Origin of the sequence: Microbacterium sp. (assembly GCF_047607465.1) — a bacterium.
In the GTDB taxonomy this organism is placed as follows: Bacteria; Actinomycetota; Actinomycetes; order Actinomycetales; family Microbacteriaceae; genus Microbacterium.
Map to the genome: position 1 here is coordinate 24,271 of NZ_JASGCY010000031.1, position 21,723 is coordinate 45,993.

Consider the following 21,723-nt stretch of genomic DNA (forward strand, 5'->3'; position numbering starts at 1 on the left):
GCTGGGGGCATCGGTCGACAACCGGCCGAGTACGGATGCGTAGCCGGCGCGCCGTTCCGGCGGGGTCGGCAGCGTCCATTCGACGACCCGGTAGTCGTCTCCGGCGAAGGCGAGGGCGTCAGCGAGCAACTGCCTGAGAGGCGCGGGATCGGCTCGCAGGTCGTACGCGCTGTTGCGCTCGACCTGTTCGAGCACATAACCCTTCGAGGCCACGAGGTCGGTGAGCGCCGTCGCCGGGACGCGCCCCCAGCCGGTCTTCGGCACCAGCATCCGCTCCTGCTCCTGCGGGCGGTGCAGGGTCCAGATCTGCAGGATGCGGCGTCCGCGCGAGCGCGCATCATCTTCGACCGCCGCGAGTAGCGCCGCCGGGGCACCACTCGCCCAGCCCGCGCGCGGGACGATGACGTCGAACTCCGCCGTCTGCGCACCCTCCTCCTGTGCATACGCCACCGTCACCATCCCGACGACGTCGTCGCCGTCTCGGGCGACGAAGCCGACGTGCAGGGTGTCGGTGGGGTCCTGCCACGCCGCGAGCTCCTCGGCCGAGGTCGAGGCGAGCCCGGGGAGGCCGACGTCCTCGTCGCAGACCCGGCGGTCCAGATCGCCGAGGAGGCGGAAGTCGGCGGCATCCGGGGCGTCGAGATCCGCCGGGACGATGAGAGGGGTGACGGTGAGACGCGTGGTCATGAACGGATCCTCGGATTGGGCGTCAGCGCAGCTGACGGTGTAGGTCGTAGGTGAGCAGTGCGATGTTGATGCCGTTGCCGTTGCCGTCGCGGCGGGGCAGACGCCGCATGCCGGAGGGCTGCGGCTGACGTCGTGCGGCGTTGCGCTCTGCGGAGCGCGCTGCGCGCATCAGGAGCCACAGGCCGACACGGAGCGAGAGCCGATCGGCGACCGACAGCGCATCGCGCTCTGCGGGAGCGGGAAGGCGCAGGACCTCGCGGTCCTCGGTATCGGGCGGGCGGGTGGTGCTGGGGTACAGCGTCGAGTTCACGATGATTCCTTCGAGAGGTGCGATGAGGGTGCGCGGGATGCGCTGGGCATGAGGCGGCGACGAGGTCGGCGCAGCGGATGCGGGATGCCGGGGGCGTCGCAGGATGGCGAAGCCGGAGGCGGGGGATCCGTGATCCGGGAGACGGATCTGACGGTGGAGCGCTACGGAACCGGTGCAGGAGCGGCCCGGGGACGGGCGGAGTCCTGCGGCGAGGGTTCTACCCCTGGGAGAGTCCCAGGACCCCGACGACGGTTGCCGAGTGCGCAGGACGGCGCGGCGCGGACGCGTGCGCGGCGTGGCCAGTGGCCTGTGCGGTGAGCTGAATCATGATCGGCAACCTCCCTTCGTGCGGCGATCCGTCGGCAACCGTAGCGAAGCGCTCCCAGCTCCGTCAAGCGTCGGGCGTGTCGCGCGGCGTGTCGTCTCGGACTCCGCCCGCGTGTGCGGGGCGCCGACCCGCGTCGTTCCGGTAGCGTGAGTGCGTGATTTCCCGAGGACGGACGGCCCGCGCATGCATCTGAAGAGCCTGACCCTCAAAGGGTTCAAGTCCTTCGCGCAGCCGACGAGCTTCGTGTTCGAACCGGGGGTCACCTGCATCGTCGGCCCCAACGGCTCCGGGAAGTCGAACGTCGTCGACGCCCTCGCGTGGGTGATGGGTGAGCAGGGGGCGAGGACCCTCCGCGGCGGCAAGATGGAGGACGTCATCTTCGCCGGCACCTCCACGCGCGGCCCGCTCGGGCGAGCGGAGGTGCAGCTCACGATCGACAACGCCGACGGCGCTCTGCCGATCGAGTACTCCGAGGTGACGATCAGTCGCACGCTCTTCCGCAACGGCTCGAGCGAGTACGCGATCAACGGCGAGAACTGCCGGCTGCTCGACGTGCAGGAGCTGCTCAGCGACTCGGGCCTCGGGCGCGAGATGCATGTCATCGTGGGCCAGGGGCGCCTGGACACGGTGCTGCAGGCGTCGCCGGAGGACCGCCGCGGATTCATCGAGGAGGCGGCCGGAATCCTCAAGCATCGCCGTCGCAAGGAGAAGACCCTCCGCAAGCTCGATGCGATGGAGACCAACCTCACCCGGCTTAGCGATCTCGCCGGCGAGATCCGTCGTCAGCTCAAGCCCCTCGGACGTCAGGCCGAGATCGCGCGGGAGGCGCAGACGATCGCCGCCGTGGTGCGCGATGCGAAGGCGCGACTGTTCGCCGACGACGTCGTCGCGCTGCGGGCGGCTCTCGCCGATCACACCCGCACCGAGAAGGAGCGGCACACCGAGCGCATCGTGCTGACCGATCAGGTCGAGACGGTGCGCGCGAGCATCGCGCGACTCGAACACACCCAGAACTCGGCCGCCGTCGACCAGGCGCGCAGCGTCGCCTTCGGCCTGGAGCAGGTGCAGGAGCGGATGCGCGGCCTGTACACGCTCGCGAACCAGCGCCTCGCGCTGCTCGGCTCCGATGAGGACGACGCCGCGGTGTCGGCGATCACTGTCACCCAGGCCGCGATCGACGAGGCGAAGGACGAGATCACCGAGATCTCAGCGGGTCTCGGCGATGCGCAGGACGCGGCGGCCGCCGCGAGCCGCGAGGTCGTCAACGCGCGGGCCGAGCTCGACACCCTCGACGTCGACATCGCCGAGCAGAGCGCGCTGGTCTCGGAGTACGACATGCGCCTGAGCGTGCTGCGCGGCACGGCGGATGCGGCGGCATCCGCTCTCGCTGCGGTCCGCGGTGCCGTGCTGCGTCAGGAGAACGCGCTCGAGGCGGCGCACGTCCGTCGCCGTGAGGCGGCCGAGGCGCTGGAGGCGATCGACGACGCCGAGGCTCCGGAAGGGACGGCGGCCGAGCACGCCGCCGCCTATGAGGCGGCGCAGCGCGAGGCCACGGCCGCCGAGACCGAACGCGATGCCCTGCGCGAGAGGCTTCACGCTGCGGAGCGCGAGGTCGATGCGCTCACCGCGAAGGCCGCGGCGCTCGACAGCGCGCTGTCGCTGTCAGGCGGCGCCGCGGAGATCGTGAAGGCCGGCGGCGCCGGCATCCGCGGCCTCGTCGGCGATGCCGTGCAGGTCGCGCCCGGCTACGAGGGCGCGATCGCCGCCGTGCTCGGCCCGCTCGCCGATGGCGTACTCGTCGACAGGGTCGATGACGCCTACGCGGTGGCTGCGGATGCCGCGACGCGGGGCGTGGTCGACATCGTCGTCGCATCGGCGAAGCGCCCCGGCATCGAGGCGCCCCCGATCGCAGGCACGACGCCGGCGACGCAGACCGTGACGGCGCCGGATGGCGTGCTCGGCGTGCTCGCGCACGTGCTGATCGCCGACGACTTCGATGCGGCGCGAACCGCTCGGGCGGCGCTGGATGCGCTCGGCGATGCCCTGACCACCGTGGTCACGCGGGACGGCGTGGTCGTGACCGCGCACACCGTGCGCACCGGCCCGGGGGGCGAGCGATCGCGGCTGGAGCTGGCGGCCGAGCGGGATGCCGCGAAGGAGCGACTCGCCGAGGTCGCCGTCGTCGTCGACTCCCTGCGGGAGGCGCGGGTCGACGCGAACGACAGGGTGGAGTCCACGCGGCGGATCGCGAAGGACGCACTGCGCACGCTGCGCGAGCACGACGCGGCTCTCGCCGCCCACGCGGAGCAGGTCAACCGCATCACGGTGCAGCACGAGTCGGCCGTGGCAGAGTGCGAGCGGCTCGAGGCGGGACTGGCACAGGCGCAGGCCGCCGTGGCCGATGCCGAAGCGAAGGCCGATGCCGCCCGTCGGGATCTCGATGAGGCCGTCGAGACGCCGCGCCCCGTGCTCGACGCCTCGGCGCGCGACGGGCTCCTGGAAGCGCTCGAAGCCGCGCGCGAGGGCGAGGTGCGGGCCCGGCTGGAGATCGAGACGCTCCGCGAGCGCGTGCGCGCCGCGCAGAACCGGGTGACGGCGCTCGAGCGCCAGCGCGAGCAGGAGCAGCATGCTGCCGCCGAGGCCGCGCGCCGGGCCGTGATCCGCCGCGCGCAGCGCGCGTCGGCATCCGCCGTCGCCGAGGAGCTGCCGCGCGTCCTCGATTCCCTCGACCGCTCCGTCACCGAGGCGCGCCTGGCACTCGCCGAGGCCGAGGCCGCGCGTTCCGCGCAGAACGAGGAGCTCGTAGGGCTGCGCGCGCAGGAATCGTCGCTGCGCGACCGGCTCGCCGGCCTCACCGAGAGCGTGCACGGCCTCGAGCTGCAGATCCACGAGAAGAAGCTGCACCTGACGAGCCTTCTCGAACGTGTGGCATCGGAGCTGGCGCTCGATGAAGATATTCTTGTTGCGGAATATGGTCCGGATCAGCTGATTCCCCGTGATGCGCCGGATTCCGTTCCGGACGGGGAACACGAGGAGCACGGCTCGGTGCCGTTCGATCGCCGCGTGCAGGAGCGGCGGCTCGCCGATGCGGAGCGCAAGCTCGCACAGCTGGGACGGGTGAACCCCCTGGCTCTGGAGGAGTTCGCGGCGCTCGAGCAGCGGCACGCCTTCCTCACCGAGCAGCTGGCCGATCTCACCCAGACCCGCCAGGATCTGCTCACGATCATCGCGGACCTCGACGAGCGGATGCAGACGATCTTCGCGAGCGCCTTCGAAGACACGAAGACGGCGTTCGGGGAGGTCTTCCCCCTGCTCTTCCCCGGCGGATCCGGCAGCATCTCGCTCACCGACCCCGACAACATGCTCACCACGGGCATCGAGGTCTCGGTGCGTCCGGTCGGCAAGAAGATCGAGCGGCTGTCGCTGCTCTCCGGCGGCGAGCGCTCGCTCGCGGCGGTGGCGCTGCTGGTTGCGATCTTCAAGGCCAGGCCGAGCCCGTTCTACATTCTCGACGAGGTCGAGGCGGCCCTCGACGACGCGAATCTCGGACGTCTGCTGACCGTCTTCGAGCAGCTGCGCGAGAGCTCGCAGCTGCTCGTCATCACGCACCAGAAGCGCACCATGGAGATCGCCGACGCCCTCTACGGGGTCTCGATGCGTCAGGACGGCGTGTCCGCGGTGGTCGGTCAGCGCGTCGGCGACCGCGCCGGACGCTGAGCATCGCGTTTCCCGCGCTCCGGCTCGGAGAACAGAGAGCATCCGTTGCTCTGACGGCGTGTCGCCCCGCGACACGCCGACGTGCATCAGAGTGGTCTGGGTTTTCCCGAGTCGAGCAGGGTTCCGCAGCGCTACCCGTAGGCTGGATGCATGGCGGAGAAGTCCTGGTCCCTCGGCCGCGCGCTGCGCGGCATGTTCGTCAAGCCCACCATCGACGAGACGACGTGGGAGGACCTCGAGACCGCGTTGATCACAGCCGACTTCGGCCCCGACATCAGCGAGCGGATCATCGAGGAGCTGCGGGAGAAGGTCGAGCGCTATCGGACGACCGATCCTCAGGACCTCCAGCGGATGCTGCGCGAGACGCTCGAGGAGCATTTCGCCAAGTTCGACACGACGCTCAAGCTCACCGAGCGGCCGGCGGTCGTGCTCGTCGTCGGCGTGAACGGCGTCGGCAAGACGACGACGATCGGCAAATTCACCAAGTTCCTGCGCGGGTACGAGCGCAGCGTGGTCGTCGGCGCCGCCGACACCTTCCGTGCAGCGGCCGTCGACCAGCTCGCCACCTGGGCGCAGCGCGGGGGAGCCGCGATCGTGCGTCCGCAGCAGGAGGGACAGGATCCGGCATCCGTCGCCTTCCAGACCATCGAGTTCGCGAAGAACCAGGGCATCGAGATCGCGATCATCGACACCGCGGGGCGTCTGCACACCAAGGGCGGCCTCATGGACGAGCTCTCGAAGATCCGCCGCGTCATCGAGAAGCAGGCGCCGATCAGCGAGGTGCTGCTGGTGCTCGACGCCACCACGGGGCAGAACGGCGTCATGCAGGCCGAGGCGTTCCTCGAGCACGCCGGAGTAACAGGGCTCGTGCTCACCAAGCTCGACGGCTCGGCCAAGGGCGGCTTCGTGCTGGCCGTGCAGGAGCGCACCGGCATCCCGGTGAAGCTCCTCGGACAGGGCGAGGGCATCGACGATCTCACCGGCTTCACCCCGCACGTCTTCGTGCAGTCGATGGTCGGCTGATACAGGACTACCGCGCGGGGCGACAGGCTGGTTTCATAGCGTTATGGCGATCGAACACGACTACTTCGGGCTCCTCTCCTCAGGACCCGACGGCTCGATCTTCTGGTCGGAGACCGTGGAGCTCGGCGACCAGAGCGTCACCGTCGACCTCACCGCTCCCGATCAGGACGACGTCTCCGCGGAGGCCCTCGACATCGCCGCAGCACTCATCGCCGGTCTCGAGAACGTCGACGCCAACGCCCGCCGAGCGATGCTGGCAGAGGTCGACGACCGCACCAGCGAGGTGACCGAGTACATCCTGCAGCAGCAGGTGATCTTCGGCGACGATCTGCCCGAGGTCCTCGTCGACGTCAGCGGCGACGCCGCCGTCGACATCATCCGTTCGCTGCGGCTCGTGAGCATGACGATCCTCGCCGACGAGCACGGGGGCTCTGAGCCCTTCGCCGTTCTCGAGTACGCGCTCGACGGCGGCTCGACCGACGACGTGCTGCTCGTGAACCTCGGCTCCGACGGCAGCGTGCAGTCGGTGATGAGCGGAGACTAGACCGGGCTCACACGGCCTGCGCGAACCCGAGATCCGCGCCCTCGGCGATGTGCGCGAGGTGCGGGGGGATCTCCCTGCCCTTCGAGATCATCGACTGCGCCCACAGGCGCCCCGCGCGGTAGGAGGAGCGCACGAGGGGGCCGGCGAGGACGCCGAGGAAGCCGATGCGCTCGGCCTCCTCCTTGAACTCGACGAACTCCGTGGGCTTCACCCAGCGGGCGACCGGTAGGTGCCGTGGCGACGGTCGCAGGTACTGCGTGATCGTGACGATGTCGCAACCGGCCTCGTGCAGGTCGCGCAGGGCCTGGACGACCTCCTCTGGTTCCTCGCCCATTCCGAGGATGAGGTTCGACTTCGTGATGAGCCCGGCGTTGCGCCCCTGCGTGATGACATCGAGCGAGCGCTCGTACCGGAAGGCGGGGCGGATGCGCTTGAAGATCCGGGGCACCGTCTCGACGTTGTGCGCGAACACCTCGGGGCGGGCGTCGAACACCTCGTTCAGCAGCGCCGGCTCCCCGTTGAAGTCCGTCGCCAGCAGCTCGACTCCCGTGTTCGGATTCATGGCGTGGATCTGCCGGATGGTCTCGGCGTTCAGCCATGCCCCGCCGTCTGGCAGATCGTCGCGGGCGACGCAGGTGACCGTGGCGTAGCGGAGGTTCATGCGCACGACGCTCTCGGCGACGCGGCGCGGCTCGTCGGTGTCGTAGTCCGCTGGCTTGCCGGTGTCGATCTGGCAGAAGTCGCAGCGCCGAGTGCACTGCGAGCCGCCGATGAGGAAGGTGGCCTCCCGGTCCTCCCAGCACTCGAAGATGTTCGGGCACCCGGCCTCCTGGCACACCGTGTGCAGATCCTCGCTCTTGACCAGCGAATGCAGCGCGGTGTACTCCGGCCCCATCTTCGCCTTGGTCTTGATCCACTCGGGCTTGCGCTCGATGGGCGTCTCGGCGTTGCGGATCTCCAGGCGCAGGAGCTTGCGACCCTCGGGGGCGGCGCTCATGCGGGGACTCCGGTGTACTCGGCGGATGCGTATTCCTCGATGAAGGCGTTCATTACTCCCGCGGCGACGTCGGCGGGGGAGACGTCGGCGCCGATGATCTCGCTGATCGTGGTCACTCCGGCATCCGTGATCCCGCAGGGGATGATGCCGCGGAAGCCGGCGAGGGTGTTGTTGCAGTTCAGTGCGAAGCCGTGCATGGTGACGCCGCGCTGCACGCGCACACCGATGGCGGCGACCTTGTCCTCGGAGAGAGGGCGGCGCACCCAGACGCCGCTGCGCCCCTCGACCTGGTAGCCGTCGATGCCCAGCGGCTCGAGGGCGCCGATTAGGATCTTCTCGAGTCGGCGCACGTGCGCGACGACGTCGACGGGCTCGGGGAGGCGCACGATCGGGTACCCCACGAGCTGGCCGGGGCCGTGCCAGGTGATCTTCCCGCCGCGATCGACGTCGATCACGGGGGTGCCGTCCTGCGGGCGCTCGTGCGCCTCGGTGCGCTTGCCCGCGGTGTAGACCGCCTCGTGCTCGAGCAGGAGCAGCGTGTCGGGGCGGGTGCCGTCGACGACGCCGCTGTGGATGCTGCGCTGCAGCTCCCATCCGTCGGTGTAGGGGACGAAGTCCGGGGCGAGTCCGGGCGTCAGGATGTCGAGCATGGTGGGCTCATCCTCTCCAGGGGTAGTTGGATGCCGTCTAACAATACTCCTCATTCGTGGTGCTCCCGTCGCGCGGTAGCGTGATCTGCATGACCGCACCCAACAGGGCGGGCCGCCCACGGGCCTCCTCGCGCGAGACCCTCGCCGAAGCCGCCTGCGAGCTCTTCTTCGAGCGGGGGTACGACGCGACCTCCATCGCCGACATCACCCAGCGCGCAGGGGTCAGCCGGTCGAGCTTCTTCAACTACTTCGCCTCCAAGAGCGACGTGCTGTGGTCGGGGCTGGATGCGCGGATCACCGAGGGCACCGACGCTCTCGCCGCGCTCGGGAAGGACGGCGACGCGGAGGCGGTACGGGCCATCCTTCGCGGGATCGTTCACGACTTCGCACCCGACCCGCTCGCCCTCGCGCTGCGGAACCGGTCGGCGATGGGGCTGGACGAGGAGCTGGTGCGCGACACCGGGGTGCGTCAGGTGCGGCTCGCCTCGGCGATCTCGGATGCCGCGAAGGCGGCCGGCATGGGCGCGATCCACGCGGACATCGTCGGCGCCGCCCACGCCGCTGCGCTCTTCTCGTCGCTCAGGGCCTGGGCCGAGCAGGGCGCGGGCTCCGGCGCGCTGGAGAGCACCCTTGACGGGGCACTGCGAGGAATAGACGAGCTGGGCTGGAAGTAGTCGCGGACGTTCGGAGCCGCGCCGGACACGTACGGAGTGAACCCACCGAGAAGGGAATCGCTCATGGACATCGAAGAGCTCGACGGACTGCTGAACGCATCGGCGCCGAACACCCGCACCATCGACCGGATCGAGGTCAGGGCGATGATGGCGGATGCCAGGGAGGCGGCGCGCCCAGCCCGATCGCCGCGGCGTGTCGGAGCTGGAATGGCTGCCGGCGCCGCGCTCGCGCTGGTGATCGGCGGAGGCGGGGTCGCCGTCGCATCCGGCCTGGTCGCCTGGCCGAGCGGATTCGAAGACCCTGACGGCTTCTACGCCTTCACCCTGCCGAGCGGCAGAGCGTGCGAGGTGCGGCTGATCGTCGAGGACCGGACGTCGGCGACCGACCCCAGCGCCGATGACGCGACAACGCGCGCGGTGCAGGAGTCCGTCACGACCTGGCTGCGCGACGGCGGGCTGGAGCGTGACTTTCGACCTGGATGCGGCGGACGCCGAGGCGACCCGGATCCTCGCCGAGCAGGAGGAGTCCTCCGGGATGACCGTGCTGATCGGAGCTGACGGCTGGCTCACCGACGCCCGCACCACGCCAGGGCACCCGAACGCCGACGATGCCCGCGCCTTCGCGGTCAATCGCGCGTTGGGTGCAGCGCTGACCGCGCATCTGGTTCGCGCGGGGTTCCCCGAAGGGGACTGGTCGTTCAGCGCTGACGGGGGCGTCAAGTGCGAGGCGGAGTGAAGGGGGAGAGCGATCGAATGACGGCGGCGTTCGAGGCGAACGCATCCGATCTCCTCTCCTATCTGTCTCGGCGCATCGGTGCAGAAGATGCACCGGACCTCCTCGGCGAGAGCATGGTCATCGCCTGGCGGCGGGTGCGCGAGCTGCCGAAGGAGCCCGAACGCGCACGCATGTGGCTGTTCGGCATCGCACGGGGCACACTTCTCAACCACGCCCGCGGCCAGCGCCGACGATGGGCGCTCGCCGACCGCATCCGCGTGCAGGTCCGAGAGGACATCGCGGCTCCAGGAGCGGATGCCGCCGCCGACGTGCGCGACGCGATCGATCGTCTCGATCCCGACCTTGCCGAACTCATCCGTCTCGTGCACTGGGACCGGATGAGCATCGCCGACGCCGCCGAGCTCCTCGGCATCCCGGCATCCACCGCGCGAGAGCGCTACCAGCGGGCGAAGGAGGGCCTCCGCGCCGCGCTGAGCATCGAGGTGCCGCTCGCGTAGAATCGAAGGACCATGGCTACCTTTGGCACGCTCTCCGATCGACTCACCGAGACCTTCCGCAATCTGCGCACGAAGGGAAAGCTCACCGCCGCCGACGTCGACGGCACCGTGCGCGAGATCCGCCGAGCACTGCTCGACGCGGATGTGGCGCTGGCCGTGGTCAAGGACTTCACCGCGAAGGTGCGCGAGCGGGCCCTCGGCGACGAGGTCAACAAGGCGTTGAACCCCGCCCAGCAGGTCGTGCAGATCGTCAACGAGGAGCTCATCCAGATCCTCGGCGGCGAGCAGCGCCGACTGCAGTTCGCGAAGACGGCGCCGACCGTCATCATGCTCGCGGGACTGCAGGGCTCTGGTAAGACGACCTTCGCCGGCAAGCTCGCCAGGCAGCTCGAGAGCGAGGGGCACACGCCGTTGCTGGTGGCCGCCGACCTGCAGCGCCCGAACGCCGTGAACCAGCTCCAGGTGGTCGCCGAGCAGGCTGGCGCTACGATCTACGCCCCGGAGCCCGGCAACGGCGTCGGCGACCCCGTGCGCGTCTCCCGCGACGGCGTCGAGCACGCCCGTCGCCACCAGCACGACGTGGTGATCATCGACACCGCCGGCCGGCTCGGCGTTGACGCCGAGCTGATGAAGCAGGCCGCCGACATCCGCAAGGCCACGAACCCCGACGAGGTCCTCTTCGTCATCGACGCGATGATCGGTCAGGACGCCGTGAACACGGCCAAGGCCTTCCAGGAGGGCGTCGACTTCACCGGCGTCGTGCTGTCGAAGCTCGACGGCGACGCGCGCGGCGGCGCCGCGCTCTCGGTCGCCGCGGTCACTGGACGCCCCATCATCTTCGCCTCGACGGGCGAGCGTCTCGAGGACCTCGAGCCGTTCCACCCCGACCGCATGGCGAGCCGCATCCTCGACCTCGGCGACATCCTCACCCTCATCGAGCAGGCCCAGCAGGCCTTCGATGAGGAAGAGGCCATGAAGATGGCCGAGAAGCTCGCGAACGAGGCCTTCACCCTGGAGGACTTCCTCGACCAGCTTCAGCAGATGAAGAAGATGGGCTCGATGAAGAAGATGCTGGGGATGCTCCCCGGCATGGGGCAGATGAAGCAGCAGCTCGATGACTTCGACGAGCGGGAGATCGATCGCACCGAGGCGATCATCCGCTCGATGACCCCGGGCGAGCGCCGCAACCCGAAGATCCTCAACGGCTCGCGGCGCCTGCGCATCGCGCGAGGATCCGGTATGACCGTGACCGACGTCAACCAGCTCGTCCAGCGCTTCGAGCAGGCGGCGAAGATGATGAAGACCGTCGCGCGCGGCGGAACGCCGAACATCCCAGGCATGGGGCCGATGCCCGGCATCGGACGCCCTGGAGCCTCGTCGAAGCGGGGCAAGAAGGGCAAGCCGAAGAACGTCTCCCGCTCGGGCAACCCGGCCAAGCGCGCCGCCGAGAACGCGGGGTTCGCAACCCCCGCCGCGAACCCGACCGGTTCCGGTTTCGGTCTCGGCGGCCAGAAGGCGCCCACCGAGGCAGACCTCGCCGAGATCCAGAAGCTGTTCGGCAAGGGCTGACCCGCACGCGACCCACAACAGCAAAGGCGGGCCCGGGGGAGAACCCCGGGCCCGCCTTTCCTCGTCCTGCGATCACTTCACGTCGTCGTCGACCCAGTCCATCGACTTCGTGACGGCCTTGCGCCACAGGCGCAGCTGCCGGTCGCGTTCGTCGGACTCCATCGACGGCTCCCAGCGCTTGTCCTCCTGCCAGTTGGCCGACAGGTCGTCGAGGCCGTTCCAGAAGCCGACCGCGAGGCCCGCGGCGTAGGCGGCGCCGAGCGCGGTCGTCTCGGCGACGACAGGACGCACCACCGGAACGCCGAGCACGTCGGCCTGGAACTGCATGAGCGCGTCGTTGGCAACCATTCCGCCATCGACCTTGAGCTCGGTGAGGTCGACCCCGGCGTCCGCGTTCACCGCGTCCAGCACGTCGCGGGTCTGGAAGGCGACGGCCTCGAGGGCTGCGCGCGCGATGTGGTTCTTGTTCGCGTAGCGGGTGAGGCCGACGATCGCGCCGCGGGCGTCGGGACGCCAGTACGGTGCGAACAGACCCGAGAAGGCGGGGACGATGTAGACGCCGCCGTTGTCCTCGACCTGACGCGCGAGCTCCTCGACTTCGGGGGCTGCGGAGATGATGCCCAGCTGGTCGCGCAGCCACTGGATCAGCGATCCGGTGACGGCGATCGAGCCCTCGAGCGCGTAGTGCGTCGGCTGGTCGCCGAGCTTGTAGCCGACGGTGGTCAGCAGACCGTTCTTCGAGTGGACGATCTCCTCACCCGTGTTGAAGATGAGGAAGCATCCGGTGCCGTAGGTGTTCTTGCTCTCACCCGCGTTGAATGCGGCCTGACCGAAGGTCGCCGCCTGCTGGTCGCCGAGGATGCCGGCGATCGGGGTCTCGCGCAGGAGCGAGGAGTCCTCGGCCGTGCCGTAGACCTCGGAGGAGGAGCGGATCTCGGGCATCATCGAGCGCGGCACGCCGAACGCCTCGAGGATGTCGTCGCGCCACTGGAGCGTCTCGAGGTCCATGAACAGCGTCCGAGAGGCATTGGTGACATCGGTCGCGTGCACGCCGCCGTCGACGCCGCCGGTGAGGTTCCAGAGGACCCAGCAGTCGGTGGTGCCGAAGAGCAGGTCGCCGGCCTCGGCCTTCTCCCGCGCGCCCTCGACGTTCTCGAGGATCCACGCGATCTTGGTGCCAGAGAAGTAGGTCGCCAGCGGCAGGCCGACGACCGGCTTGAAGCGGTCGACACCGCCGTCGGCAGCGAGGCGGTCGACGATGGCCTGCGTACGGGTGTCCTGCCAGACGATCGCGTTGTACACGGGCTCGCCGGTGTTCTTGTCCCAGACGACCGCGGTTTCGCGCTGGTTGGTGATGCCGACCGCCGCGATGTCGTGGCGGGTGAGGTCGGCGCGGCTGAGCGCGAGGCCGATGACCTCCTGGACGTTCCGCCAGATCTCGGCCGCGTCGTGCTCGACCCAGCCGGCCTGCGGCAGGATCTGCTCGTGCTCCTTCTGGCCGGTCGCGACGATGCTGCCCTTCTTGTCGAAGATGATCGCGCGGCTGGAGGTGGTTCCCTGGTCGATGGCGATGATGTAGTCAGCCATGGTTGTTCTCCTTTGAATTCAGGGGTCAGGCGAGGTGGAGCAGCACAGGGGCTGCGAGAGCGGCGAGCACACCGCCGATGAGCGGGCCGACGACCGGGACCCACGCGTACGACCAGTCGCTGGATCCCTTGCCTTTGATCGGCAGGATGGCGTGGGCGATGCGCGGACCGAGGTCACGGGCCGGGTTGATGGCGTAGCCGGTGGGGCCGCCGAGCGAGGCGCCGATGCCGACGACGAGGAGGGCGACCGGCAGCGCCGTGAGCGGGCCGAGGCCGCCGGGGGTGCCGACCGCGATGTCGCCGTAGTCGGCGAACGCGAAGATGACGAACACGAGCACAAAGGTCCCGACGATCTCCGTGACGAGGTTCCATCCGTAGGAGCGGATCGCGGGGCCGGTGGCGAAGACGCCGAGCTTGTTCGCGGCATCCGGCTCCTCGTCGAAGTGCTGCTTGTAGGCGAGCCAGCACACGATCGCGCCGATGATCGCGCCGACGAGCTCAGCCGCCGTCGCCACGAGGAACACCGTGAACGTGATCTTCTCGGCCACCAGAAGGCCGATGCCGACGGCGGGGTTCAGGATCGCGCCGGAGTACGCGGAGGCGAGGACACCGGCGAACACGGCGAGGCCCCAACCCCAGTTGATCATCAGGAAGCCGCCGCCGAAGCCCTTGTTCTTCGTGAGCACGACATTCGCGACGACTCCGCATCCGAGGAGGAGGAGCAACGCGGTGCCGACCAGCTCGGACAGGAAGTAGAGACCGAGATTCACATCAGTCATGTCTTCATTGACCTTTCTTGTGCGACAGAGCCCCTCTGCCTGTCGCGGTGGGAGTTGCGCCGTATCGAGGGCGGCGGTCTGGCATCCTGTCAGCCGCGGGCGGGGGACGGGATGTCGAGTCCGTGTCGTTCGTTCAGCAGGAGACGGGTCTGCTCGATCTCGGCGTCGTGGCGGGTGCGGTCCCAGCCGAGCAGGGGCGCCAGCGCATCGGCAAGCTCGTCGAGCACCTCGGCGTCGGCATCTCCGACGAAGGCGATGCTCGTACGGCGCAGGACGACGTCCTCCAGGCGCGCGACCATCTCGTTGTGCACCATCCACTCGAGCTCGCGCGTGGAGAGGTCGCCGCCGGCGAGGGGCGCATCCGGTCCCTGCTCGATGTACTCCCACACGTCCGCGGCACGGGTGCCGTAGCGCGCGAGGAGGCGGTTGGCGCGAACGCCTGCGCCGGGAAGGTTCTCCTGGATCCAGATGCGGCGTGCCTTCTCGGTGCGCGGGAAGTCGCGACCGCCGCCGATGGCCCGCCCTGCCGTCGAGACCGTGCGGGTGCGCTCGATGAGGCCGAGCACCACGTTCGAGAGCGACTCGCCGAGAGCGCGGAAGGTCGTCCACTTGCCGCCGACGAGGCTGACGAGAGGGACGGCTCCCTTGTCGTCCACCTCGATGCGGTAGTCGCGAGACACGAATCCGGGGGCCGTGTCCTCGTGACGGGGGAGGGGGCGGATGCCGGAGAAGTTGTACACGATCTGATCGCGGGTCACCGAGATCTGCGGGAAGACGTGGTGGATGAGGTCGAAGAAGTAGTCGATCTCCTCCTGCGTGCACACCGGGGCCTCGCGCGGGTCGGCGTCGATGTCGGTGGTCCCGACGAGCACACGGCCCTTGAGCGGGTAGATGAGGACGATGCGTCCGTCGGAGTGCTCGAAGAAGATCTCGCGACCGCGGGTGGCGTCGAGGAGCTCCGGGTGGTCGAGCACGATGTGCGAGCCCTTGGTGCCGCCCATGAAACGGGTCGTCTCGCCGAGGGCCTCATTGGTCAGGTCGGTCCAGGGGCCCGAGGTGTTCACGACGACGTCGCTCGCGACGGTGAACTCGGTGCCGCTCTCGCGGTCGCGCAGCAGCACCTTGTCGCCGTCGCGGCCGATCGCCTCGACGTAGTTGAGGGCGATGGCGCCGGGGTGGGCGGCGCGGCCGTCCTGCAGCACGTCGAGCGCGAGGCGCTCCGGGTCGTGCATCGAGGCGTCGTAGTAGGTCGCGGTGTACTTGATCTTCGGGTCGAGCGACGGCAGGTCGGCCAGCGCCTTCCTGCGTCCGAGGAAGCGGTGCCGGGGGACGCTGCCGCCATCGCGCGAGAACGTGTCGTAGATCGTCAGGCCGACCTTGATGAGGAAGGCGCCGCGCTCCTGCGGCTTTCCGCTCTTGTGCGTGAGGAAGCGGAGCGGAGCGGAGAGGATACCCGAGAACGTCGAGTAGATCGGGATCGTCGTCTGCAGGGGCTTCACGTAGTGCGGGGCGATCTTCAGGAGCCCGTTGCGCTCCTGGACCGACTCGCGCACGAGGCGGAACTCGCCGTTCTCCAGATAGCGGATACCGCCGTGGATCATGTGGCTCGACGCCGCCGAAGCGCCGGAGGCGAAGTCGCCGCGTTCGACGAGGAGCACGTCCACTCCCTGCAGCGCCAGATCGCGGAACGTCGAGATGCCGTTGATCCCGGCGCCGATGATGAGGACGCTGGTGCGCCCGCTCTCACGAACAGCGCGCACGACGTCGCGCTCTGCCGATGAATGTGTCGACTCGATCATCTTCGACCCCTTCTCCTTGCTCGCCACCAGCATCGACCCTGATCTCCGCGCGCGCAAGGCGACTGCACATATGTGCAAAGATCGGTGGCGAGGAGGCATCGATGACCCACGCCGCCGCGCCATCGCGCGATTCGAAGCTGATCGCCGCGCTCACCGCAGCGCAGCTCTACTACATGCAGGACAAGACCATGGAGGTGATCGCGCGGGAACTCGGCACCTCGCGCTCATCGGTCTCGCGGCTGCTGAGCTTCGCGCGCGAGAGCGGCCTCGTCGACATCCGGATCAACTCGCCGCTGGAGCGCCTCGGGATGCTCGAGCAGCGCATCCGCGATCGCTATCACGTCGCCGCGCATGTCGTGCCGATGCCCGAGATCCTCAGCGAGGTGGAGCGCCTGGAACGCGTGGCCCTGACCGCAGCGCGGCTGCTGTCGCAGTTCGTCGACTCCAACATGATCATCGGCGTCGCTTGGGGATCCACGATCAGCGCCGTCAGCCGCGGTCTCATCCAGAAGGAGACGCACAACACGACGTTCGTGCAGCTCAACGGCGCCGGCAACACCCAGACCAGCGGGGTGGAGTACTCCAGCGACATCCTCCAACGGTTCGGGAGCGCCTTCGGCGCCCAGGTGCAGCAGTTCCCGGTGCCTGCTTTCTTCGATGACCCCAACACGCGCGAGGCGATGTGGCGCGAGCGCAGCACCCGGCGGGTGCTGGACCTGCAGGCGAAGATGGACATCGCCGTCTTCAGCGTCGGCTCGCCCGCAGCCGAGGTGCCCAGCCGCGTGTACGTGGGCGGCTACCTCAGCCGCGACGACTACCGCAGCCTCCGCGAGGACCACGCGATCGGCGATGTCGCGACCGTGTTCTTCCGCGCGGACGGATCGTGGCGGGACATCCGCCTCAATGCCAGGGCCACCGGTCCCGACCTGGATCGGCTTCGCCGGGTCCCGCGGCGCGTGTGCGTCGTCTCCGGCGTCCCGAAGCTCATCAGCCTGCGCTCGGCGATCGCCGCCGACCTCGTCACCGACGTGGTCCTGGACGAGGGGCTCGCGCGCAGGCTCGTCGACGGCTGAGCGCGCTCAGTCGTCGTGCGTGGAGGTGACCGGACCCGAGCGGAACTCCCTGATCAGGTGCTGCACGACCGCGGAGAGATCGCCGTCGGCGGCAGCCGCCACCGCCACCTGCCTGGCGTAGCTCGCCCCGTCGTCGAGGATGCGGGTCACGCTGGCGAACTCGCGCGCGCACCCCAGGTCGACGGCGATCGGCGCCAGCTGCTCGATCGTCTCCGTCAGGTGGTCCCGCACCTCGCGCTGTCCTCCGGCGGCGTCGACGATCACGCGGGTGTCGAGCCCGTAGCGGGCGGCGCGCCACTTGTTCTCGCGGTGGTACCACGCTGGCAGCTCGTCGAGGGTGCGGCCCTCGTCGAGCTGCCGGGAGAAGTGCTCGACGAGCACCTGGATGAGCGCGGCGACCGCGGCGAGCTCGGGAAGGGTCGACATGCCGTCGCACGCACGCACCTCGATGGTGCCCCAGCGGGGCGCGGGGCGGATGTCCCAGCGCACCTCGGACGCGTCGGCCATCACGCCGGTGCGCACCATGTCGTCGAGGTAGGCCTCGAACTGCGACCAATCGTGCAGCGGCCAGGGCAGGCCCGCCGTCGGCAGCTGCTGGAAGACGAGCGCGCGGTTCGAGGCGTAGCCGGTGCGCTCGCCCGCCCAGAAGGGGCTCGACGCCGCCAGCGCCTGCAGATGCGGCAGGTAGGCCGCGAGGCTGTTGATGATGGGGAACACCTTGCGGTGGTCCTCCACGCCGATATGCACGTGGATGCCCCAAATCATCATGTTCCGGCCCCACCACTGCGTGCGTTCGATGAGCTTGTGATACCGGGTCTTGTCCGTCACCTGCTGCTCGTACCACTGCGCGAACGGGTGGCTCCCGGCGGAGAGGAGCTCGATGCCTGCGGGGTCGGTGGCGGCGCGCACCGCGGCGATCGCCTGCGCGACGTCGTCGACCGCGTGAGCCACCGAGCTTCCGATGCCGCTGGTCACCTCGATGGTGTTCGTCAGCAGCTCGCCGGTGACGGTGTGGCGCTCGTCGGCGCTTTCCTCCTCCAACGCGATCAGCAGCTCCGGGGCGCGCCCGACGAGATCTCCGCTCGACGGATCGGCGAGCATGATCTCCCATTCGAGGCCGACGGTGGAGCGGGCGGATGGAGCGAATTCGAGCTTCACGAGCACAGTCTGGCACGCGTCGGCGCCTCATCCGCACACGCCGTGTCGTCGCGTTTCGCCACATTGCGGGGCATCTGGCACAATAGAGGTTTGGACGACGTGCTCGACCCTCTATCCAGCACTCTTCCACCCCTTCAGAGCTTCCGCCGGGTGTGCGCCCCACTCTCCAGGCGATCGGTTCGTTTCCTTCCACACCATTCAGGAGAATCGTGGCTGTCAAGATTCGTCTCAAGCGCCTGGGCAAGATCCGCGCGCCTTACTACCGCATCGTCGTCGCCGACTCGCGCACCAAGCGCGACGGTCGCGTGATCGAGGAGATCGGCAAGTACCACCCCACCGAGGAGCCCTCGTTCATCGAGGTCGACTCCGAGCGCGCCCAGTACTGGCTGTCCGTCGGCGCGCAGCCGACTGAGCAGGTCACCGCGATCCTCAAGATCACGGGCGACTGGGGCAAGTTCAAGGGCGACAAGGACGCGAAGTCCACCCTCAAGGTCGCCGGCGAGAAGACCGCGTTCGAGGTCGACGCCTCGAAGAAGTCGGTCATCAAGCCCAAGGCGGAGAAGAAGGAGGCCCCCGCAGAGGAGGCCCCCGCCGCCGAGGCCGACGCCGAGTAATCCGCCGTGCTCGCCGCCGCGCTCGAACACATCGTCAAGGGGATCGTCGATCACCCGGAGGATGTGCGCATCAACGCCTCCACCTCGCCGCGAGGCGACCTGCTCGAGGTGCGCGTGCACCCCGACGACCGTGGACGCGTGATCGGGCGCGGCGGCCGCACCGCCAAGGCACTGCGCACGCTCATCGCCGCCCTGGCCGATGGGCGTCGCGTGCGCGTCGACGTCGCGGACGACTGACGTGGCGCCGAAGGACAAGAACCAGGGCAAGAACCAGCTGCGCGTCGGGCGTCTCGTCAAGGCCCACGGCCTCAAGGGCGCCCTCAAGCTCGAGCTGTACACCGACAACCCGGAGCGCCGGTTCGTGCCGGGGGCCGAGTTCACGCTGCAGGTGCCCGAGGCATCCGCCTGGCACGGCAAGACCATCACGGTGCGCGAGTACCGCGTGATGAACGGCAATCCGGTCGCGTTCTTCGACGGCGTCGACGACCGCACAGCGGCCGAGGGTCTCGTGCGGGCGATCCTGTGGATCGACCACGACGCCGAGGAGGTCGAGGAGAACGCGTGGTTCGACCAGCAGCTCGTCGGGCTCGACGTCGTCCGCGATGACGTCGTGGTCGGCAAGGTCGTGCGCGTCGACCACTTCCCCGCGCAGGATCTGCTCATCGTCGCCGCCGCCTCCGACGGCGCCGAGGTCATGGTTCCGTTCGTCGAGGCGATCGTGCCGACGGTCGACGTGGCCGGTGGCCGTGTCGTCGTCACCCCTCCGGCGGGTCTCTTCGAAGAGCTTCCGGATGCCGCGGAAGAGGATGCTGTCGCCGAAGCGGCCGAGTGAGCCGACGCCGTGCGCATCGATGTCCTCTCGATCTTCCCGTCCTACTTCGACGGGCTGACCCTCTCGCTCCTCGGAAAGGCGCGCGACTCCGGTCTGCTCGAGCTGCACGTGCGCGACCTGCGCGAGTGGACCAGCGACCGGCACCGCACGGTCGACGACACCCCGTACGGCGGCGGTGCCGGCATGGTGATGAAGCCGGAGCCCTGGGGCCTCGCCCTCGACGAGCTCGCCACCGGCGCATCCGCCGTGCCGACGATCATCTTCCCCTCGCCGGCGGGCGAGGTCTTCACGCAGGCGAAGGCCCGTGAGCTGGCCGCCAGAGAGCATCTGATCTTCGGGTGCGGCCGGTACGAGGGCATCGACGAGCGCGTGTTCGACTACGCCGCGACGATCGGCGAGGTCCGCCTGATCAGCCTCGGCGACTACGTGCTCAACGGGGGAGAGGTCGCGACCATGGCCATGATCGAGGCCATCGGACGCCTCATCCCCGGCGTCGTGGGCAACCCGGAGAGTCTCGTCGAGGAGTCGCACGAAGACGGCCTCCTCGAGTACCCGTCGTACACGAAGCCGTCGATCTGGCGCGACCGGGCTGTGCCGGAGGTGCTGCTCAGCGGCAATCACGCGCGCATCGCGGCCTGGCGGCGCGAGCAGCAGCTGGAGCGGACGCGCACGCGTCGGCCTGATCTGCTGGACGGTTAGAGCATCCGCTCGACGCCGTTCCCGATCTCGAAGACGACGCCGTGCGGATGCCGGAGCGCGAGGGCGTGGGCGGCGTCGAGTCCGCGCAGCTCGGCGCGCAGCATCCGTCCGATCATCTCGTGGCTGACCAGCAGGGGCGCTCCCGTCGCCGCCCAGCCGCAGGCCGACAGCGCCCGCCGTGCGCGGGTGCGCGCCTGGGCGTAGCTCTCCCCGCCGGGGAACGCCCAGCCGTAGCGGTTCGCCGCCCGCTCCTGCCTGGCACCGGGATGGCGTTCGTCGATCTCGTCCCAGGTGAGACCTGCGAGGTCGCCGTGGTGCACCTCGGCGAGATCGGGGACCTCGATGAGCTCGGCGCCGAGGCGTTCGGCGATGATGAGGGCGGTTCGCAGCGCCCGTCCGAGGGGACTCGAGCAGATGGTCAGGATGGCGGCGCCCGCGAGCTTCTCGGCGACGGCCTCGGCCTGACGGATCCCCTCCGCGGTGAGGGGCGAGTCGAGCTGGCCCTGCAGACGGTGCTCGAGATTCCACACGGTCTGGCCGTGCCGGGCGAGGAACAGGCGCGCCGGCACGTGACGGTCCTCGGGGAGCATGCACTCAATATCGCACAGGGGGTGCGACCGCCGCGCTGATAGCGTCGGATCATGGTCGATGAGATGCTGGCGAGATCATTCGAGCGCACCGGAGCGGACTACGACCGGTTCCGGCCCGGGTTCCCCGCGGCGGTCGCGGAGATGCTGATCCCGCGCCCCGTCGGCGCGGTGCTGGATCCGGGGGCGGGCACCGGCACGTTCACCGAGCAGCTCCTCGGCCGGGCCGAACGCGTCGTCGCCGTCGAACCGGCCGCCGCGATGCTCGACGTGCTCCGGGCGAAGCTCCCCAAGGTGGAGGCCCTCGTCGGAACCGCCGAGAGCATCCCCGTGCCGGATGCGTCCGAGCGTACCGCAGGCCGCACCGAATTCGATCTCCCGATCGTGACGGACCTCTTCCTCTACCGCCGGGCATGAGGATCTGGTCTCTGCATCCGCGGTATCTCGACCGCCAGGGCCTCCTCGCGTGCTGGCGGGAGACCCTGCTCGCCCAGGCCGTACTCGCCGGCCGGACGCGCGGATACGACCGGCATCCGCAGCTCGAGCGCTTCCGCGGCAGCGACGCGTCGCGTGCCGCGGTCGCCGCCTATCTCCGCGGTGTCGCCGAGGAGGCCGATGCGCGCGGATACCGCTTCGACCGCGCGCGGATCGATGGCTCATCGACGTCGGAGTCCCCGACGATCGACGTCACGACCGGGCAGCTCGCGCTCGAATGGGCGCACCTCTCCGGAAAGCTCGCCGTGCGCGACCCGGATCGGCTCGCGCTGTGGGCGGATGTCGCCGTCCCGGCGCCGCATCCGCTCTTCCGCGTCGTCGACGGGCCGGTCGCGAGCTGGGAGCGCGCGCGGCCTGGAGCGTGAGAGC

Annotated in this window: 23 protein-coding genes; 15 read left to right on the forward strand and 8 right to left on the reverse strand. The window is 69.5% G+C overall.

Annotated elements, in window-relative coordinates; all coding sequences use genetic code 11:
* Positions 1–709: 709 nt before the first annotated feature.
* Positions 710–997, reverse strand: a complete 288-nt coding sequence (locus QM568_RS03260; RefSeq protein ID WP_415135770.1) for a hypothetical protein — start codon at positions 995–997, stop codon at positions 710–712.
* A gap of 511 nt (positions 998–1,508) precedes the next feature.
* On the opposite strand from QM568_RS03260, the gene smc reads away from it, so the two are divergent.
* The 3 genes from smc (at position 1,509) to QM568_RS03275 (ending at position 6,609) form a co-directional block, all read left to right on the forward strand.
* Positions 1,509–5,042, forward strand: a complete 3,534-nt coding sequence (gene smc, locus QM568_RS03265; RefSeq protein WP_415135772.1) for a chromosome segregation protein SMC — start codon at positions 1,509–1,511, stop codon at positions 5,040–5,042.
* Positions 5,043–5,192: 150 nt separating this feature from the next.
* Positions 5,193–6,065 carry a signal recognition particle-docking protein FtsY gene (gene ftsY / locus QM568_RS03270; RefSeq protein ID WP_415135775.1) on the forward strand — a complete coding sequence of 291 codons (873 nt, stop codon included), beginning with the start codon at positions 5,193–5,195 and terminating at the stop codon, positions 6,063–6,065.
* A gap of 43 nt (positions 6,066–6,108) precedes the next feature.
* Positions 6,109–6,609 carry a DUF2004 domain-containing protein gene (locus QM568_RS03275; RefSeq protein WP_415135777.1) on the forward strand — a complete coding sequence of 167 codons (501 nt, stop codon included), beginning with the start codon at positions 6,109–6,111 and terminating at the stop codon, positions 6,607–6,609.
* A gap of 7 nt (positions 6,610–6,616) precedes the next feature.
* On the opposite strand, the gene lipA is transcribed toward QM568_RS03275, so the two are convergent.
* On the reverse strand, positions 6,617–7,606 hold the full coding sequence (lipA, locus tag QM568_RS03280) for a lipoyl synthase (RefSeq protein WP_415135779.1): 990 nt from the start codon (positions 7,604–7,606) through the stop codon (positions 6,617–6,619).
* Positions 7,603–8,256, reverse strand: a complete 654-nt coding sequence (gene lipB / locus QM568_RS03285) for a lipoyl(octanoyl) transferase LipB (RefSeq protein ID WP_415135781.1) — start codon at positions 8,254–8,256, stop codon at positions 7,603–7,605. The genes lipA and lipB overlap by 4 nt, the downstream gene beginning before the upstream one ends.
* Before the next feature lie 89 nt (positions 8,257–8,345).
* Between lipB and QM568_RS03290 the strand changes: the two genes are divergently transcribed.
* From QM568_RS03290 to ffh, 5 genes are all read left to right on the forward strand, one after another.
* Entirely contained in the window at positions 8,346–8,930 is a 585-nt protein-coding gene (locus QM568_RS03290) for a TetR/AcrR family transcriptional regulator (RefSeq protein ID WP_415135783.1), read from the forward strand.
* A 63-nt stretch (positions 8,931–8,993) separates the two neighbouring features.
* The gene (locus QM568_RS03295) at positions 8,994–9,488 is read left to right on the forward strand and encodes a hypothetical protein (RefSeq protein WP_415135785.1); all 495 of its coding nucleotides are present in this window, start codon (positions 8,994–8,996) and stop codon (positions 9,486–9,488) included.
* Positions 9,466–9,666 (forward strand): hypothetical protein, encoded by a 201-nt coding sequence (locus QM568_RS03300; protein WP_415135787.1) that lies wholly within the window; start codon positions 9,466–9,468, stop codon positions 9,664–9,666. The genes QM568_RS03295 and QM568_RS03300 overlap by 23 nt, the downstream gene beginning before the upstream one ends.
* A gap of 17 nt (positions 9,667–9,683) precedes the next feature.
* A complete protein-coding gene (locus QM568_RS03305) occupies positions 9,684–10,163 on the forward strand; it encodes an RNA polymerase sigma factor (protein ID WP_415135789.1) in 480 nt (159 codons plus the stop codon).
* Positions 10,164–10,175: 12 nt separating this feature from the next.
* A complete protein-coding gene (gene ffh, locus QM568_RS03310; RefSeq protein ID WP_415135791.1) occupies positions 10,176–11,732 on the forward strand; it encodes a signal recognition particle protein in 1,557 nt (518 codons plus the stop codon).
* A gap of 72 nt (positions 11,733–11,804) precedes the next feature.
* Here ffh and glpK read toward each other — a convergent pair whose 3' ends face one another.
* The 3 genes from glpK to QM568_RS03325 form a co-directional block, all read right to left on the reverse strand.
* Positions 11,805–13,319 carry a glycerol kinase GlpK gene (glpK, locus tag QM568_RS03315; RefSeq protein ID WP_415135793.1) on the reverse strand — a complete coding sequence of 505 codons (1,515 nt, stop codon included), beginning with the start codon at positions 13,317–13,319 and terminating at the stop codon, positions 11,805–11,807.
* Between the two features lie 25 nt (positions 13,320–13,344).
* Positions 13,345–14,097 carry an MIP/aquaporin family protein gene (locus QM568_RS03320; protein WP_415135795.1) on the reverse strand — a complete coding sequence of 251 codons (753 nt, stop codon included), beginning with the start codon at positions 14,095–14,097 and terminating at the stop codon, positions 13,345–13,347.
* An 89-nt stretch (positions 14,098–14,186) separates the two neighbouring features.
* A complete protein-coding gene (locus QM568_RS03325) occupies positions 14,187–15,896 on the reverse strand; it encodes an FAD-dependent oxidoreductase (protein WP_415135797.1) in 1,710 nt (569 codons plus the stop codon).
* A gap of 101 nt (positions 15,897–15,997) precedes the next feature.
* On the opposite strand from QM568_RS03325, the gene QM568_RS03330 reads away from it, so the two are divergent.
* A complete protein-coding gene (locus QM568_RS03330) occupies positions 15,998–16,969 on the forward strand; it encodes a sugar-binding transcriptional regulator (protein WP_415135799.1) in 972 nt (323 codons plus the stop codon).
* Between the two features lie 6 nt (positions 16,970–16,975).
* Here the strand turns inward: QM568_RS03330 and QM568_RS03335 are convergent, their stop codons facing one another.
* Positions 16,976–18,127, reverse strand: a complete 1,152-nt coding sequence (locus QM568_RS03335; RefSeq protein ID WP_415135801.1) for a glutamate--cysteine ligase — start codon at positions 18,125–18,127, stop codon at positions 16,976–16,978.
* A 209-nt stretch (positions 18,128–18,336) separates the two neighbouring features.
* On the opposite strand from QM568_RS03335, the gene rpsP reads away from it, so the two are divergent.
* The 4 genes from rpsP to trmD are packed head-to-tail and all read left to right on the forward strand — an operon-like array spanning position 18,337 to position 20,272.
* The gene (gene rpsP / locus QM568_RS03340) at positions 18,337–18,741 is read left to right on the forward strand and encodes a 30S ribosomal protein S16 (RefSeq protein ID WP_415135803.1); all 405 of its coding nucleotides are present in this window, start codon (positions 18,337–18,339) and stop codon (positions 18,739–18,741) included.
* A gap of 6 nt (positions 18,742–18,747) precedes the next feature.
* Positions 18,748–18,978, forward strand: a complete 231-nt coding sequence (locus tag QM568_RS03345) for an RNA-binding protein (RefSeq protein WP_217183775.1) — start codon at positions 18,748–18,750, stop codon at positions 18,976–18,978.
* Complete coding sequence (rimM, locus tag QM568_RS03350; protein WP_415135806.1) at positions 18,941–19,573, forward strand: ribosome maturation factor RimM; 633 nt, start codon at positions 18,941–18,943, stop codon at positions 19,571–19,573. The genes QM568_RS03345 and rimM overlap by 38 nt, the downstream gene beginning before the upstream one ends.
* 9 nt (positions 19,574–19,582) lie before the next feature.
* The gene (gene trmD / locus QM568_RS03355; protein WP_415135808.1) at positions 19,583–20,272 is read left to right on the forward strand and encodes a tRNA (guanosine(37)-N1)-methyltransferase TrmD; all 690 of its coding nucleotides are present in this window, start codon (positions 19,583–19,585) and stop codon (positions 20,270–20,272) included.
* On the opposite strand, the gene QM568_RS03360 is transcribed toward trmD, so the two are convergent.
* On the reverse strand, positions 20,269–20,862 hold the full coding sequence (locus tag QM568_RS03360) for a histidine phosphatase family protein (protein WP_415135810.1): 594 nt from the start codon (positions 20,860–20,862) through the stop codon (positions 20,269–20,271). The two genes, trmD and QM568_RS03360, sit on opposite strands and share 4 nt — an antisense overlap.
* Positions 20,863–20,913: 51 nt before the next feature.
* On the opposite strand from QM568_RS03360, the gene QM568_RS03365 reads away from it, so the two are divergent.
* Both QM568_RS03365 and QM568_RS03370 read left to right on the forward strand, forming a co-directional pair.
* The gene (locus tag QM568_RS03365; protein WP_415135812.1) at positions 20,914–21,276 is read left to right on the forward strand and encodes a class I SAM-dependent methyltransferase; all 363 of its coding nucleotides are present in this window, start codon (positions 20,914–20,916) and stop codon (positions 21,274–21,276) included.
* Positions 21,273–21,719: a pyrimidine dimer DNA glycosylase/endonuclease V gene (locus tag QM568_RS03370; protein WP_415135814.1), complete on the forward strand. Its 447-nt coding sequence runs from the start codon at positions 21,273–21,275 to the stop codon at positions 21,717–21,719. Before QM568_RS03365 ends, QM568_RS03370 begins: the two co-directional genes overlap by 4 nt.
* Positions 21,720–21,723: the final 4 nt, after the last annotated feature.

Excerpts from the sequence above, each read along its gene's own strand:
- lipA (WP_415135779.1), bottom strand. The coding sequence starts at position 7,606 with ATGAGCGCCGCCCCCGAGGGTCGCAAGCTCCTGCGCCTGGAGATCCGC.
- QM568_RS03295 (WP_415135785.1), top strand. The coding sequence starts at position 8,994 with ATGGACATCGAAGAGCTCGACGGACTGCTGAACGCATCGGCGCCGAAC.
- QM568_RS03330 (WP_415135799.1), top strand. The coding sequence starts at position 15,998 with ATGACCCACGCCGCCGCGCCATCGCGCGATTCGAAGCTGATCGCCGCG.
- QM568_RS03300 (WP_415135787.1), top strand. The coding sequence starts at position 9,466 with ATGACCGTGCTGATCGGAGCTGACGGCTGGCTCACCGACGCCCGCACC.
- QM568_RS03320 (WP_415135795.1), bottom strand. The coding sequence starts at position 14,097 with ATGACTGATGTGAATCTCGGTCTCTACTTCCTGTCCGAGCTGGTCGGC.
- ffh (WP_415135791.1), top strand. The coding sequence starts at position 10,176 with ATGGCTACCTTTGGCACGCTCTCCGATCGACTCACCGAGACCTTCCGC.
- ftsY (WP_415135775.1), top strand. The coding sequence starts at position 5,193 with ATGGCGGAGAAGTCCTGGTCCCTCGGCCGCGCGCTGCGCGGCATGTTC.
- QM568_RS03370 (WP_415135814.1), top strand. The coding sequence starts at position 21,273 with ATGAGGATCTGGTCTCTGCATCCGCGGTATCTCGACCGCCAGGGCCTC.
- glpK (WP_415135793.1), bottom strand. The coding sequence starts at position 13,319 with ATGGCTGACTACATCATCGCCATCGACCAGGGAACCACCTCCAGCCGC.
- QM568_RS03305 (WP_415135789.1), top strand. The coding sequence starts at position 9,684 with ATGACGGCGGCGTTCGAGGCGAACGCATCCGATCTCCTCTCCTATCTG.
- lipB (WP_415135781.1), bottom strand. The coding sequence starts at position 8,256 with ATGCTCGACATCCTGACGCCCGGACTCGCCCCGGACTTCGTCCCCTAC.
- QM568_RS03325 (WP_415135797.1), bottom strand. The coding sequence starts at position 15,896 with ATGATCGAGTCGACACATTCATCGGCAGAGCGCGACGTCGTGCGCGCT.
- rimM (WP_415135806.1), top strand. The coding sequence starts at position 18,941 with ATGGGCGTCGCGTGCGCGTCGACGTCGCGGACGACTGACGTGGCGCCG.
- QM568_RS03360 (WP_415135810.1), bottom strand. The coding sequence starts at position 20,862 with ATGCTCCCCGAGGACCGTCACGTGCCGGCGCGCCTGTTCCTCGCCCGG.
- smc (WP_415135772.1), top strand. The coding sequence starts at position 1,509 with ATGCATCTGAAGAGCCTGACCCTCAAAGGGTTCAAGTCCTTCGCGCAG.
- QM568_RS03275 (WP_415135777.1), top strand. The coding sequence starts at position 6,109 with ATGGCGATCGAACACGACTACTTCGGGCTCCTCTCCTCAGGACCCGAC.
- QM568_RS03365 (WP_415135812.1), top strand. The coding sequence starts at position 20,914 with ATGGTCGATGAGATGCTGGCGAGATCATTCGAGCGCACCGGAGCGGAC.
- QM568_RS03290 (WP_415135783.1), top strand. The coding sequence starts at position 8,346 with ATGACCGCACCCAACAGGGCGGGCCGCCCACGGGCCTCCTCGCGCGAG.